The 13,243-nt window shown below is 70.7% G+C and carries 16 protein-coding genes and 1 tRNA gene; 12 read left to right on the top strand and 5 right to left on the bottom strand.

What is annotated here, in order from left to right; all coding sequences use genetic code 11:
- Positions 1-76: 76 nt before the first annotated feature.
- On the bottom strand, positions 77-901 hold the full coding sequence (locus AC507J_RS06125) for a helix-turn-helix domain-containing protein (protein WP_496288072.1): 825 nt from the start codon (positions 899-901) through the stop codon (positions 77-79).
- A 15-nt stretch (positions 902-916) separates the two neighbouring features.
- On the opposite strand from AC507J_RS06125, the gene AC507J_RS06120 reads away from it, so the two are divergent.
- The 3 genes from AC507J_RS06120 to AC507J_RS06110 all read left to right on the top strand — a co-directional run bounded on the left by AC507J_RS06120 (position 917) and on the right by AC507J_RS06110 (position 2,070).
- Positions 917-1,189: a hypothetical protein gene (locus tag AC507J_RS06120; RefSeq protein WP_496288071.1), complete on the top strand. Its 273-nt coding sequence runs from the start codon at positions 917-919 to the stop codon at positions 1,187-1,189.
- Positions 1,190-1,563: 374 nt separating this feature from the next.
- Positions 1,564-1,636 (top strand) — tRNA-Arg (locus AC507J_RS06115).
- A gap of 311 nt (positions 1,637-1,947) precedes the next feature.
- Positions 1,948-2,070, top strand: coding sequence for a hypothetical protein (locus AC507J_RS06110; protein ID WP_496288070.1), 123 nt, complete (start codon positions 1,948-1,950; stop codon positions 2,068-2,070).
- A 24-nt stretch (positions 2,071-2,094) separates the two neighbouring features.
- Here AC507J_RS06110 and AC507J_RS06105 read toward each other — a convergent pair whose 3' ends face one another.
- Positions 2,095-2,652, bottom strand: a complete 558-nt coding sequence (locus tag AC507J_RS06105; protein ID WP_496288069.1) for a DUF6506 family protein — start codon at positions 2,650-2,652, stop codon at positions 2,095-2,097.
- A 154-nt stretch (positions 2,653-2,806) separates the two neighbouring features.
- Here AC507J_RS06105 and AC507J_RS06100 point away from each other — a divergent pair, with 154 nt between their 5' ends.
- From AC507J_RS06100 to AC507J_RS06070, 7 genes are all read left to right on the top strand, one after another.
- Positions 2,807-3,415 carry a TetR/AcrR family transcriptional regulator gene (locus AC507J_RS06100; protein WP_496288068.1) on the top strand — a complete coding sequence of 203 codons (609 nt, stop codon included), beginning with the start codon at positions 2,807-2,809 and terminating at the stop codon, positions 3,413-3,415.
- 70 nt (positions 3,416-3,485) lie between these two features.
- The gene (locus AC507J_RS06095) at positions 3,486-4,061 is read left to right on the top strand and encodes a hypothetical protein (protein ID WP_496288067.1); all 576 of its coding nucleotides are present in this window, start codon (positions 3,486-3,488) and stop codon (positions 4,059-4,061) included.
- 60 nt (positions 4,062-4,121) lie between these two features.
- Positions 4,122-4,679 (top strand): RNA polymerase sigma factor, encoded by a 558-nt coding sequence (locus tag AC507J_RS06090; RefSeq protein WP_496288066.1) that lies wholly within the window; start codon positions 4,122-4,124, stop codon positions 4,677-4,679.
- A complete protein-coding gene (locus AC507J_RS06085; RefSeq protein WP_496288065.1) occupies positions 4,676-5,479 on the top strand; it encodes a hypothetical protein in 804 nt (267 codons plus the stop codon). Before AC507J_RS06090 ends, AC507J_RS06085 begins: the two co-directional genes overlap by 4 nt.
- Positions 5,480-5,631: 152 nt before the next feature.
- Positions 5,632-6,432 carry an ABC transporter ATP-binding protein gene (locus tag AC507J_RS06080; RefSeq protein ID WP_496288064.1) on the top strand — a complete coding sequence of 267 codons (801 nt, stop codon included), beginning with the start codon at positions 5,632-5,634 and terminating at the stop codon, positions 6,430-6,432.
- Positions 6,429-7,763, top strand: a complete 1,335-nt coding sequence (locus AC507J_RS06075) for a hypothetical protein (protein WP_496288063.1) — start codon at positions 6,429-6,431, stop codon at positions 7,761-7,763. The genes AC507J_RS06080 and AC507J_RS06075 overlap by 4 nt, the downstream gene beginning before the upstream one ends.
- Complete coding sequence (locus AC507J_RS06070) at positions 7,760-8,350, top strand: hypothetical protein (protein WP_496288062.1); 591 nt, start codon at positions 7,760-7,762, stop codon at positions 8,348-8,350. The genes AC507J_RS06075 and AC507J_RS06070 overlap by 4 nt, the downstream gene beginning before the upstream one ends.
- Before the next feature lie 44 nt (positions 8,351-8,394).
- Here the strand turns inward: AC507J_RS06070 and AC507J_RS06065 are convergent, their stop codons facing one another.
- A complete protein-coding gene (locus tag AC507J_RS06065) occupies positions 8,395-9,012 on the bottom strand; it encodes a TetR family transcriptional regulator (RefSeq protein ID WP_496288061.1) in 618 nt (205 codons plus the stop codon).
- Positions 9,013-9,114: 102 nt separating this feature from the next.
- On the opposite strand from AC507J_RS06065, the gene AC507J_RS06060 reads away from it, so the two are divergent.
- Positions 9,115-10,269, top strand: a complete 1,155-nt coding sequence (locus tag AC507J_RS06060) for an FAD-dependent oxidoreductase (protein ID WP_496288060.1) — start codon at positions 9,115-9,117, stop codon at positions 10,267-10,269.
- A 410-nt stretch (positions 10,270-10,679) separates the two neighbouring features.
- Positions 10,680-11,639, top strand: a complete 960-nt coding sequence (locus AC507J_RS06055; RefSeq protein WP_496288059.1) for a hypothetical protein — start codon at positions 10,680-10,682, stop codon at positions 11,637-11,639.
- A 163-nt stretch (positions 11,640-11,802) separates the two neighbouring features.
- Here the strand turns inward: AC507J_RS06055 and AC507J_RS06050 are convergent, their stop codons facing one another.
- Both AC507J_RS06050 and AC507J_RS06045 read right to left on the bottom strand, forming a co-directional pair.
- Positions 11,803-12,390: an ATP-dependent Clp protease proteolytic subunit gene (locus AC507J_RS06050; RefSeq protein ID WP_496288058.1), complete on the bottom strand. Its 588-nt coding sequence runs from the start codon at positions 12,388-12,390 to the stop codon at positions 11,803-11,805.
- A gap of 53 nt (positions 12,391-12,443) precedes the next feature.
- Positions 12,444-13,100 (bottom strand): helix-turn-helix domain-containing protein, encoded by a 657-nt coding sequence (locus tag AC507J_RS06045; protein ID WP_496288057.1) that lies wholly within the window; start codon positions 13,098-13,100, stop codon positions 12,444-12,446.
- Positions 13,101-13,243 lie beyond the last annotated feature (143 nt).

Here is a 13,243-nt window from a genome sequence, read left to right as displayed (position 1 = left end):
CGTTGCGACCCGTTTTGATGCCACGAAAACTGGCTTGCTGGCGGTGACTCACCAGCCGGGCCAGTCATGAGGGTGATCACCCGCGCGATTCTTGTTCCGGTTCGTCGCCGCCAAGATCTGGCCTGGACGCCATCAACTCCTGGTAGAACAGGGGAGGCAAGAGACCATCATCCTGATGATCTCCGGTTGCCTGGTGGTGCCTGCCGCTTGGTGCGGTCTCCTTGAGCGCCGCTGAAATACTTGGTGGCAGGTCGGGTAACTGGAATCCCTCGGAATTGATCAAGCCGCGATGCACGCGCAGGCGGTCGAGACTGTAAGCGAGTTCGTTGACGAAGTCTGCCAGCGGGCCTCGGCTTAGACGAAGGTCATCCGATGCGATCTCACCGACGACGAGATGCTCCTGATCGGCTAACTGCTGAATCCGTTGCTGAATCTGTTGATGTTCCCTGACTAGAAGTCGATGGATGTCGTAGAGCGTGATGGCGCGCCTGCTCTGTTGCCACATCGTGGCCGAAAAGCCATGGTAGTTGGGTTCGACCGCACCGTGGATCCATCCGCGGACCTGCCACGGTGTGGTTCGCGTTGCGGGCAACACCTCGATCTCGCGTTTACGTCCTACTGGTGCGATGAGCAGAACTGGGGGGACGTCAAGCGCGGCAGCCAAGATCAATAACTCGGCGACAGTGACGGTGTCGCGCCGGTTGTTCTCCAGGTTCGCGAGGACACTGCGGGGCAACTGACATCCGAGCTGAGCGGTTCTCCTCGCCAATTGGAGCGCAGTCATGCCGCGTCGCTCACGCCAGTACCGGACCTCGGCAGCAACCCTCCGGGTCAGCAGGACGGACCAGCCGGGCTCGGGCCGCTCCTCGCCTCGGTCCGGCGTTTCGGGTGATGTAGTCATTCACGTCAGCGAAGCGTGGACGAACTCCAGGGCGAACTGCACGCGCTGCTGGTCGACCTGGCGGAACTCCGGCTCCGTGCTCCCACCAAAAGCTTCACGGACCGTCTACTGACCCAAGGTGAAGTGAACAACCTACTCGCCTGGCCGGGCCGCCTGCGGCAACTAGCGGCCGAGGAGTCGGTGACAGCCTCGGAGCTTCCCGACGTTGAGATCGGCCTCATCCAGCGCACGGACGGGAAGGTGCTGGTTCTGCCCGCAGAGGCGTTGCCACGCGATCACGCTGCCTGACCCGTCTGTCGCCATTTCTTAGCGTCCTCAAGTTCCGGCAGGCTGTTGCGAGGTCGAACCACGTCGTCCTTGCGCGCGAGTGGAATGACAACGCCTGCCAGTTTCCTCCAGCCGGCGACGCCCGAGCCGGGGGAAGCTGGCGGGGCTCACGATCTTGATTTGATGTGTGCGCTGTGTGCTCTCCAGCAGATGCCACCGTGGGTCAACCGGGGCCACGCCGGGTCAACACGGGCCAATGATCATGGCCGCAGGCGCGGCCCGTGTGATCAGCGTGTGGTCACGGGCCGCCCCGACCGGTCGGGACAACGCAGGTCAACGCGGGCCACTCCCTGCCACCCCGGGTCAACCCGCAGGTCGCTAGACTGGGCCCTCGCGCCCTCGTAGCTCAGGGGATAGAGCATCGGTTTCCTAAACCGTGTGTCGCAGGTTCGAATCCTGCCGGGGGCACCGACTCATTTGCTTCCCCTGGTCAGGGCCCGCCGGGTACAGCGGACCCCTTTTCAGTAACAGCTGTACGCGCTGGCAGCCGACTGCGCCTCGCCCCATCCAACGATCGAGGTTGCCCGCTTGGCGGGCAGCACCGGCAGGCGGCGGCGAGCGCCGATTGACGCTGCCTGCTACCGGGTGTGTCCGCGTAGACCGCTCAAAGTCAACGCGAAGTTTCCCGACGCCGTGCTGGCCCTGCGCGGCGTGGTCTGGCTGCACGACCTGCACAACGGAGAGCTGCTTGCCCTGGCCGATTCGGCCAGTCTCACCGCTTGGCGCACCGGCTCACCGCCTTGCGTACTGGCCTGGCCGCTGCGGTGGACACCCACACCCTCGCCACCCCCGACGCCGACACCCTCGGCGTCGTCGGCGCCGTCCGGAGGCCCTTTCTTTAGCTTGGTGGGGACGCGTCAAGCTGCTCACGCGAACGAGGCCGCGTAGGCGGCGGCTCCTCTGATCGACTCGAACGGCCAGGTGACCAGCGCGATGTCGGCGTCAGGGCCGACCCGGTCGGCGACGTCGGCGGCGGTCACCAGGTCGGTGCCGCCGCACAGCTCGACGCGGGTCGCGCCGCCGGCGATGTCGGCTGCGGCGAGTTCGGCCATGTCCGCGCGCGGCACGCGGATGATGCTGGTACGAGTGCCGTCCGCGTGTCGTCGGACGAGGCGGTCGGTGGTGGGGTCGGCGGTGTCGTCCTCGATCAGGATGGTGAACGACCCGCGCGGTGGTGCCGGGTGCCCGGTCACGCCGACCGGCGCGAGACCGTCGACCGCGTGGATCACCTGCCGGGCACCGGCGAAGCCGAACCCGCCGTACAGCTCGATGAGTCGCACCTCGGAGCGGGCACCGTCGGCGGCGATGGTCGCGGCGGTGGCGGGATCGGGGACCCATACCACGTCAGAGGTGTCCGTGAGCGGCTCGCGCTCGCCGCCTGCGGTGACATGGGGGTCGAGGACGAGGAAGAGTTCGGTGGCCACAATGGTCCTTCCGAGCGTCGGAATGGGCTTGCTTGATCAGCCGACGTTATGACCTCAACCGAGGTTGAGGTCAATTCGGCCGTACGCGGTGTGGCCCGCTGGTCGGGGGCGGCCCGGTCCGGCTATCGCGGCGCTGCGGGCTAGGGTGGTGAACATGTATGCACCGGAGGATCGCACCGCGAAGGCGATCATTCGGGACGCTGCCCTGGAGCTCTTCGGTGAGCAGTGGCCGGCGGCGGCGTCACTCAAGCAGGTGGCGGAGCGGGCGGGAGTTTCGCAGTCGCTGATCATCAAGCATTACGGGTCGCGTGACGGCCTGGTCGCGGCGGTGGACGCCCATGTGCTCGGGGTGTTGGGTAACGCGTTGGAGGCGCTCGCCGACTCTGCCGGGGCCGGTCCGCCCGAGGGCTTCCTCGCCTCGGCTGACGCGCTTTCCGCACCGGCGGCCAGCCGATATCTCGCGCATCTCCTCGTCGGCAACACGTCGCGTTCGGTTGAGGCGTACCGGATGTTGCAGGGTTTTGCCGACTCGCTGCTGCGGCGGATGGCCGACGCTGGCGCGGTCGCCGGGGATGTGGACCGGGCGCAGCTTGCGGTGGTGCTGTTGGCCCATGAGCTGTCGATCATCCTGCTGCGGGATCGCATCGCCGACGTGCTCGGTGCTGATCCGATGAGCCGGGACGGTCTGCGGCGCTGGTGGGAGACGATCGGCCGGCTCTACTCCGGCGCCGCGATCCAGGAGCCGACGCCGGCCGACGACTGAGAAGTGGCGGGTGAACGGATGTGCACTATCCTGACTGATAGTTCACCCAGTCCTCGAACGAGCGGCGGCCATGTTCACCACAACCTCCACGCAGACCCGTACCCCGGCTGCTGACGTAAGCGTCTCCGCGCGGTCGCTGGCCCGGACCAGGACGATCGTGCTCGCCGGGTTCGCGCTGCTCTGGGCGCTGTCCGCGACGGGCCTGGCGCCGGCCGCCGCGCGCCTCCCGCTCGTCGTCGCCGCCGGGGTGGTCACCGCGGTCGTCCTCGTCCTGCGGCTGACCCGTCTGCCGTCGGGCAGCCGCCGGCTGTCGGCGGACTGGATGCGCCGATTCAACCAGGTCGGCATCGTGCAAGGGCTGCTGATCGGGGGCGTCTGCCTGGTCGCCGTGCCGGCCGGGCAGCCGAGGCTCATCCCCACCCTCGTCCTGTTCGTGGTCGCGGCGCACTTCGTGCCGCTCGTCGCGATCTTCCGGCAACGTGAGTACGCGGGAACGGCGCTCGCGCTCGCCCTGGTGGCCGGCGCGTCCCTGGGGGCGTACGTCTTGGGCAGGCCGGATCTCGCGGCGGTCGTCGCCGCGTTCGGTGCCGCCGTCGTGCTCTGGGCAACCGCAGTCGTCGTCGGCGCGGACGGCACGGAAAAATAGTGGCGTCGATCGGGACCCTGGCCGGATGGGCCCGTCGTCTTACCAGGTGTGAAGAGAGGCATGGACGCGGCTGACGAGGGCGAACTTGTACGCCGCGTCGCCCGTGGAGATCGGCGGGCGTTCGACGAGCTTTATCGGCGTACCGCGCCGTGGCTGGAGGTGCGCCTGCGCCGCCGCTGCGCCGACCCGGACGTGGTCGCCGAGGTGCTCCAGGACACCTACCTGACGGTCTGGCGGGCGGCGGGCAGCTTCGCCGGTGTCCAGGCCAAGAGCAGCGGCGGGGCAAAGGGGAGTGCGGTGGGCTGGCTGTGGACGATCGCCGCGCACCGGCTGGTCGACGCGTTCCGCCGCCGGGCGCGTAAGGCCCGGGTGCCGCAGGTGGAGCTGATGCCGAGCACGGCACCCGCAGCCGAGGACGAGGTGATGGCCGCCCGGGTCGGTCAGGAACTGGAGCAGGCACTGCTCGTCCTGCCACCCGAGGTGCGGGCCGCCCTGCGGGCCACGGTCCTGGACGGGCTCTCACCCCGGGAAGCGTCGGTGCTGCTGGGCGTACCGGAGAACACCGTCAAGTCCCGCGTACGCCGAGCCCGGATCGCCCTGCGGGAGGCGCTGTCATGACCACCCATCCCACCCTTGCCCAGATCGACAGGTACGCGGCCGGCGACCCCGGTCTCGACGAGCCCAGCGTCTGGGCGATCGAGGTGCACCTCGAGGAGTGCCCCGATTGCCGGGCCCGGCTGGCCGGCAGCACAACCACGGACACCCGGGCCGTGATCGAGCAGGTCGCGATGAGCCTGGATCGCGAGATTGCGGCCACCCCGGCGCCCGCCGGCCCGGGCTGGTCCTGGTCGGTGCTGCGGCACCGCTGGTTCGTCGGCACGCTGTTGCCGTGGCTGGCCATGACCGCCACGGTGCTCGCCTGCGCTGCTCTGCTCGGCGTGCTGTGGACCGGGTCGCCCTCGCTGGTGCTGCTGATCGCCCCCCTGGCTCCGCTGCCCGGCGTGGCGGTCGCCTGGCATCGTCGTGCCGATCCGGCCTGGGAACTCATCGCCGCCACCCCCGCCGCCGGTCTGACGATGCTGCTGCGGCGTACGGCGGCGGTGTTGGTCTTCGTCATTCCCGCGCTCGTCCTGGCGGGTGCCGGCACCGGGGCGTCGTTGGCCCTGATGCTGCTGCCCTGCCTGGCGTTCACCGCCGCCACCCTGCTGCTGGGAACCCTCGTCGGCGTACGTCGGGCCGCCATCGGACTGGTCGTGGTCTGGACGTGCGCGGTGATCGCACCCAGCCTTGCCGCGGCCCGGATGCCGGTGGTGCTGGCGGCGGAGAGTGTCCGCAGTTGGGCGCTGGCCACCGTCGTGCTGACCATCATGGCCCTCCTGCGGGTCAACGGCTTCCGGCGACTTTCCCACCACGACTGACCGCCGAACCTGCCACCACGACTGACCGTCGAACCTGCCACCACGACTGACCGCCGAACCTTTCACCACGGCCATCCGGCCGCACCGCAGTACCGCCATGCCCTGACACCGCCACGCTGCATTGCTGGCGATCGATGAAGGAGATGATGACGATGCGTGCCGTGAGCGCGGTCGAGACGGCCGCCACCACCCATCCCTGGGCGATCCACGCGGAGGGCCTGAAGGTCCGGGCCGGCCGGTACCTGGCCGTCAACGGCCTGGATCTGGCCCTGGCCACCGGCGTGCACGGACTGCTCGGCCCGAACGGTGCTGGGAAGACCACCCTGATGCGCGCCCTGGCGACCGTGCTGACGCCGGCCGGCGGGCGTCTGACGCTGCTCGGGCACTCGGTCGACGGCCGCTCCGAGCTGCGAACGGTGCGCCGCACGCTGGGTTACCTGCCGCAGCACTTCGGCTTCTACCCACGGTTCACGGTACGCGAGTTCGTCGGGTACATGGCCTGGCTGAAGGAGATGCCCAAGGCCGCCATCCCGGCGGCGGTGCAGCGTTCCATCGACCGGGTCGGGTTGACCGCCAAGGCCGACGCCCGGATGAAGACGCTCTCCGGTGGCATGCTGCGCCGGGCCGGCATCGCGCAGGCCATCGTCAACGACCCGCGGATCCTGCTGCTCGACGAGCCGACCGTGGGGCTGGACCCGGAACAGCGACTCGACTTCCGCGAGCTGCTGCGTGACCTCGGCACCGACAGCTGCGTGCTGGTCTCCACCCACCTGGTCGAGGATGTCGCGGCGGCGTGCACCGACGTCGTCCTGGTCAACGAGGGACGTCTGGTGTGGCAGGGCACCCCCGAGGTGCTGATCGGGCAGGGCGACCAGGGGCACGCCGGCGACAGCCCGGCCGAGCGGGGCTACTCCGCGATCCTGCGCCGGCACCGCGAGGAGGCCGCCCGATGAGGATTCTGGGTCTCGAACTGCGTCGTTCCGCCGCGCTCGGCACCGCGTTGATCACGGTGGCGATCGGGGTCGGTGCGCTCTATGCCGCAACCGGCCGCTGGTCGAGTGGCTGGATGGCACTGGCCATGTCCATCCGGGAGTACCTGCTCCTGTTGTGGCCGCTGGCCCTGGCCGCCGGTGCCTGGCAGGGGCGCCGGGAGCACCGGGCGAAGGTCGGCGAACTCTTCACCACCACCGCCCGGCCCCGCGCTCAGCGGATGCTGCCGGTCCTCGGTGCGATGGCCCTCACCCTCGCGATCGCCTACCTGCTGGTGACCGCGGCGGGCATCGCCTGGATCATCACCACCGCCCAGCACCTGCCCCTGCTGAACTTCGCCGTCGCCACCGGGGTAGGTGCGCTCTCCCTGGTCGCCGCGGCCTGGCTCGGACTGGGCATCGGGCGCATGCTTCCCGCCCTGGTGACCGCCCCGGCGCTGGGGGTGGCTGGCGTCCTGCTCGTCTTCTTCAGCGCCGTCCGGCTGGACGACTGGCTGGCTGCGGCGCTCACCCCGGTCCACGGTTCGACCCCGTTCCACGCCTATCAGACGATCGACAACCGGGTCAGCGGCGCGCTCGCGATCTCGATGGCCACGCTCGCCGTCACCGGCCTGCTGCTGTTCGTGGCCGGTGGCTGGCGTGGCCGTACGGCGGCGCTGGTGCCGTTGGTGCTCGGGCTCACCACGGCGATCGCGGTCGTCCCTCGGGATGAGGACGTGCTGAACTGGCCGGTCGACCCGGTCGCGCGGGAACTGGTGTGCACCGAGGACACCCCGACGGTGTGCGTCAGCCGGGTGCACGGCAACGTGCTCGAAGCGCTTACCCCGCTGGCCCGGGAGGGCCTGACCACCCTGGCGAAACTGCCGGACGCACCGACCGCCGTGCACGAGAACACCAGCTTGTACGTGGCAGATGACGTCAGGCCGGCGGGGGATGGCGTAATCACGATCGAGATCCGGACCGACGACCGCGGTGGGCTCGCGTACCCGGCCGCCGTGGTTCCCACGCTCGTCAATCGGCTGGGCGTCGAGTACGACGGGAGCTGCCGGAGCGGCGATGAGGCGGTCGAACGGGCGGCGGCCTACTGGCTGATGGGCCGCGAGCCGCAGTCGGACGTCGGAATAGTGCCCGGAATGATCTCCGAAGACCCGGAGCTCAACGCCGAGGCCGTCCGGCTGTGGCAGGGGCTGCGTGAGCTGCCCGACGACGAGGCGCTGACCCGGGTCACGGCGGTCCGCGACGCCCTCCGGAACTGCACGGACGTCACCGGGATCCTGCCCGGGAGTGCCCGGTGACCTGGACGATGCTGTACCTGCGTTCGCGGCGCGTACCCCTGGCGCTGGCCGTGGCCCTCGGCGGCGCGGCAGTGGTCTGGGCCCTGTGGCTGGCCTTCGCCGCGGATCGGGATGTCGCCCTGCCGGTGGTCGCCATGACCGTGCTGCTGATGGCTGCGGTGCTCTCGGCGACCCTGGCCGGTCCGGACGAGAATCTGGACCGGACCGCTTCGATGCGCTGGCCCTGGCTGCGGGCGCTGCACCTGCTCGCCGCCCTGGCGGTGATCCTCGTGGTCCAGGTCGCCACCCTGTACACCGGAGCCCGGTTCGGCCCGGCCGCCCTGGTGGCCCGCGACGCCGCCGGCCTGCTCGGGTTGACCGCCCTCTGCGCGACGGTGCTCGGCGCCGACAGGTCGTGGTTCCTGCCGCTGGGCTGGACCACCATCGCGGTCACCTATCCCCAGGACGGTGGCTGGGGAGCGGCGGCGACGTGGCAGAGCCAGGCCCCCGATGACCGGGCCGCCATGCTGATGGCGGCGGTACTCGCCCTCGGCGGGCTGATCGCCTACTCGATCGCCGGCCCGGCCCGTCGGGGCGTCTCCGAATAGCCCGAACGCCCGCGAGGCGTACGACGCGACGCGACCCTGACTCGCTATGGCCGGCGTTCCGCGTCGACATCCGTGCCGCCGGAGAAGGCGTCGGCCAGGGCGGTGATCGTGCGGCCGAGCCGGGTCTGCGCCGCCACGGCCGTCCCGCCGGTGAGTACGACGTGGTGCAGCACCGCGACCATCGTCAGGGCCAGCGCGGACGGGTCGACCCCGGCGGGCAGCCGGCCGAGTTTCCGCTCGGCGGCCAGGTAGCCGGCGATCGCCTGCTCGATCGCCGCGAGTGCGCCCACGCCCTCGCCGAGGATCGCCTGGACGCCGGCCGCCAGGTCCGGTCGGCAGGCCAGCAGTCGGGTCAGTGTGAGCAGCGTGTCCAGCGGCGTGGCCAGCAGGATTTCGCTCAAATTGGCGACGACCGTGCCGGTGCCGGCTCGGCTCGGCAGCCCGGCCACCGTGCCGGAGATCTGGAAGGTCCGGTCGACCGCGTACCCGACCAGGAAGTCGTCGAAGTTCGCGAAGTGTGCGTAGAGCAGTCCGGTGGCCACGCCGGCCTGCTGCGTCACGGCCCGGCCGGTGAGCCGTCCCGGCCCGGCTTCGGCGAGCACCGCCTCCAGCGCTGCGAAGAGCTGCTGCCGGGGTTCCGTGATGGCGACTCCGCGTGGCATGGCCCGAGTCTAGGCGCTCTCCCGAGCGACCTTGCGGCGAGTATGAACATCTGCTCATACTGAGTTTGAGCGTTTGCTCATTCTTGGTCCTGAGGAGGATGGATGAGACGTGCGGTGATCGTCGGCGCTGGCATAGCCGGCCAGGCCGCCGCCCTGCGACTCGCGCGGGACGGCTGGCGCACCCTGCTGGTGGAGCGCGCCCCGGCCCGACGTAGCGGCGGCTACCTGGTGAACCTGCTCGGACCCGGCTACGACGCCGCCGAGCGGCTCGGCCTGCTGCCCGCGCTCGCCGAACACGAACTGGGACTCTTCACCACCGTGCTGGTCCACGCCGACGGACGGCCCAAGTTCACCGTGCCCCGCGCCATCGCCGAGGCCACCCTCGGCGCACGAACCATTACGGTGTTCCGTGGCGCGCTGGAGTCCACGCTCCACGAAGCGGTACGCGACCGCACCGAGATCCGCTTCGACACCACCGTCACCGGCATCGAACAGGATGCCGACCGGGTCCGGGTGAGCTTGAGCGACGGCAGCACCGAGCACGCCGACCTGCTGATCGGTGCCGACGGGGTGCACTCCGCCACGCGTACCGAGGTGTTCGGCACCGGCTTCCGGGTCGACCTGCCGTACGTCGTGGCGGCCTTTCCGCTCGCCGGCTCGGTGTCGGGCGTACCCGAGTCGTCCGCCACCACGTTCATCGGCCCGGGGCGGACCGCGGGGCTGGTCAACCTGGGCCCGCAGCGGTCGTCGGCGTTCTTCACCTACCGATGCGCGGACCCCGCCGCCGATCTCGGCCGAGGACCGGTGGAGGCGCTCGGCGCGGCGTTCGGTGATCTGGGCGGGGGCGTGCCCGAGGCGCTTCGCCACCTCGCGAGCGACCCGTCCGGCGCCTACTTCGACGCGGTCAGCCAGGTGGTGCTGCCCAGGTGGAGCAGCGGCCGAGTGGTGCTGCTCGGGGACGCGGCCTGGTGCGTGACGCTCTTCGCCGGACACGGCGCCGCCCTCGCGCTCGCCGGAGCCGACCAACTCGGCACCGCCCTTGAGCGGCACGACGACATCCCGGCGGCGCTGGCCGAGTGGGAGACCGGACTGCGTCCGGAGGCCACGAAACGCCAGGCGCTCGCCCGCCGGGGAATGCTCCAGTACGCACCACCCAGCCGGTTCCACGTACGGATGAACGACCTGGCCATCCGGGCGATCACCCTGCCCGGCATCCGTGGCCTGGTCCGGCGCGGCATCGAACGCGCGAACCGCTGAGACCGGCTGGCCGGCCACCGTGCCGGGGCGGCGCAGAGACCGGGCCGGCGCAGAGACCGGGGCGGCGCAGAGAAAAGTCGAGCCCCGTTCGAACCGGGCGCAGGTGCCGGACGTAGAGCCCGTACCAGCCGTCCGATCGGACCCAAGGAGCCCAAGTGGCGAGCAATCAGCATCGGGACAGGCATTCCTCTTCGAACAGAACTGCCGAGTCGTACCGGCGCCCGGGAAGGCAGAGCGGCAGTTCGGGTAGCAGCAGCGACGAGGCCCCGACCTCGTCGAGCCGCTACAGTGACGACCCGCGGCGGGGCAGCGAGACCTCTGGCAGCCACTACGACGACTCTCGGCGGCCCAGCAGCAGCACGATCAGCTCGGCGAGGCCGGGGGGCCCGGGCGCCGAGGACTACCGCAACATGGTGGGCAGCTATCCAGCGTCCGACCGGAGCAGCCCCGGCCCCGGGGAGTCCTTCGACGTCGAATGGGGCGGCGACCGGGTCAGCCGGCACCAGTTCGACAGCAACAATCGCCTGTTGAACTGGGTGGCGGGCACGGGCCGGAGCGTCGGCCGGTGGGTGGTGAACAACGACGAGCGGCTCGCCACGTTCATCTCGGTGCTCGGGTCGCCGATGATGCAGGGAGCCGGTGGACAGGGCAACAGCCTCGCCGCGGTCAGTGCCGGGGTAGCGGCCGCCGGTGGTCCCGCCGCCTATGTCTTCACCAAGACCATGGTGAACGCGCTACGCGGCAGAGACCGCGACCTCTACATGGCCGCCTACTCCGCGGTCGCCGCCGGGGGCGCGATCGCCTGGGGCCTGGGCACCGGGGGCGTGGGCAGTAATCAGACCCGCGACGCAGGCGCGATGGCTCACGGAATTGGCGCGGCGATGATGGGCTGGCATCAGTCCCGGCAGCAGCAGCCGGCACCGGTACCGGCACCTACGGTTCCGCTGCAGAACCTGCCCAACCCGCAGGTCCCGAGTGTGGCGTCGTCCCGCAGCTCCTACGGGGCTCCGCCGCCCAGTTCCTACGGGCAGTTCAGCCCTTACCCCCAGCCCGTCCCGCCGCCCCAATCGGGCCCGTACGCCCAGTCCGGCCCGTACGCCCAGTCCGGCCCGTACGCCTCGTACGGACCGGTTGCGACGAGCTCCTACGGGCCGGTCAGCTCCTACGGTCAGCCGGCCGGCGGCTCCGGTCCGCCGGCCACTCCCTACGGGGGGTCGGGCAACCCGTTCAGCTCGGGTGCCAACGTCCACGGTTTCGCTCCGATGCCGGCTCCCCGCCGCCAGTCGAACTACGGATTCGGCGAGGTTCCCGCCCCGAGTGGTGAGCGCTCGCGCGGGCGCGGGCGCGGCGGAGGCGGCGGCAAAGGCTGAGCCAAGTGACGGTTCGGCCGTAGGCCTGGTCAGCCGGAGTAGCTCCGGATCCCGCCGGCGGCCCGTGACGGAGGAGCGTCACGGGCCGCCGGCCATCCGCCAAGCCGATCGACCACTACCCCGGGTGCCGCGTGGCGGCGTGCTCGCCCGCGGCCGGCAACTGTCAGCCGTCGGAGAGCTGGGTGGCGGCGGTGACCACCTGGTCGATCAGGCCGTAATCGCGGGCCTGCTCGGCGGTGAACCAGCGGTCCCGGTCCCAGTCCTGCTGGATCTCCGCGACGGGGCGTCCGCTGTGCTGGGCGATCAGCTCCAGCATGGTCCGCTTCACGCTCAGCATGTTTTCCGCCTGTATGGTGATGTCGGCGACGGTGCCGCCGAAGCCGCCGGAGGGCTGGTGCATCAGGATCCGGGTGTGTGGCAGCGCGTACCGCTTGCCGGCGGTGCCTGCGGTGAGCAGGAACTGACCCATCGAGCCGGCCAGGCCCAGCGCCAGGGTCGCCACGTCGTTGCGGACGAAGCGCATGGTGTCGTAGACGGCCATGCCGGCGGTCACCGAGCCGCCCGGCGAGTTGATGTAGAGGTGGATGTCCCGCTCCGGATCCTCGGCGGAGAGCAGCAGGATCTGGCCGCAGATCCGGTTGGCGATCTCGTCGGTCACCTCGCTGCCGAGATAGACGATCCGTTCCCGGAGCAGCCGCTCGAACACCTGGTCGCCGAAGGTCCGCTGGCCGTCGTCCAGCATCGTGGTCATGTCGTCACCCCTCCACCCGCCGGCGTGCGACATCTCCTCGCCCGGGTGCCGGCTCAACCAGCCTGCGCGGCGCGCGTGGTCGCTTTCCAGCGGTTCTGCCGGCGGCAGATCCGCCCACGGCAGAACGGGTGGCAGGACTGCCGGCGGCACTGCGGGCGGGAGCGGTTGGCGGTCGGCCGTCGCAGCGGTGACCGGCCCCGGGCGATGGCACCGGCGGCAGCGCCCCGGTCGGCGAAGAGGACGACCCGGAGCCCACCGGTCAGGCTGCCGTCAAGACCGCCGGTCGGCGCATGCCCGGCGAACCACCGACCGGCGATCGGCGGGGTGCCGAAGCCGGAGCCCGGCAGCAGGGCGACGGGATGGGTGGAGCCGTCCGTACCGAATCCGAGCGGAGCGATCCGGTGCCCGGCCGGCACGTAGCCGGCCTGGGGTGCGGTCGGAAGGTAGCGGGCCCGGGGCGCCGCCGGCCGCCGTCGCTCGACCCGGCGCAGCTCGTCGCGGACCTCTTCGAGCAGGTCGGAGAGGTAGAGGCCGAGTGCGCGGCAGATCGCCCCGAGCACCTCCGAGGAGGCCTCCTTGCGCCCCCGTTCGACCTCGGAGAGGTACGGCACGGAAACCCCGGCGGCCTGCGCCAGCTCCCGCAGGGTGAGCCCCTGACGTTGGCGCTCCCGGCGCAGCACCGCACCGATCACCTGTCGCAGCAACGACATGCCGGGCCTCGCTTTCGCCGGTCCTGCGCTGACCCACCCATCATGCCCGGCCGCCGTCGGGCATGTCGCCCGCCCCGGCATGCGGAATCCCGATCAGGGGCTATGTTGTGGGCGTGCACGCCACGGAGGCGGGGCAGGTCCCC

It is taken from the genome of Micromonospora sp. PRAS1 (assembly GCF_059553435.1).
The sequence above is the reverse complement of the archived record's forward strand: the minus strand, read 5'-3'. Positions and strand labels throughout refer to the sequence as shown.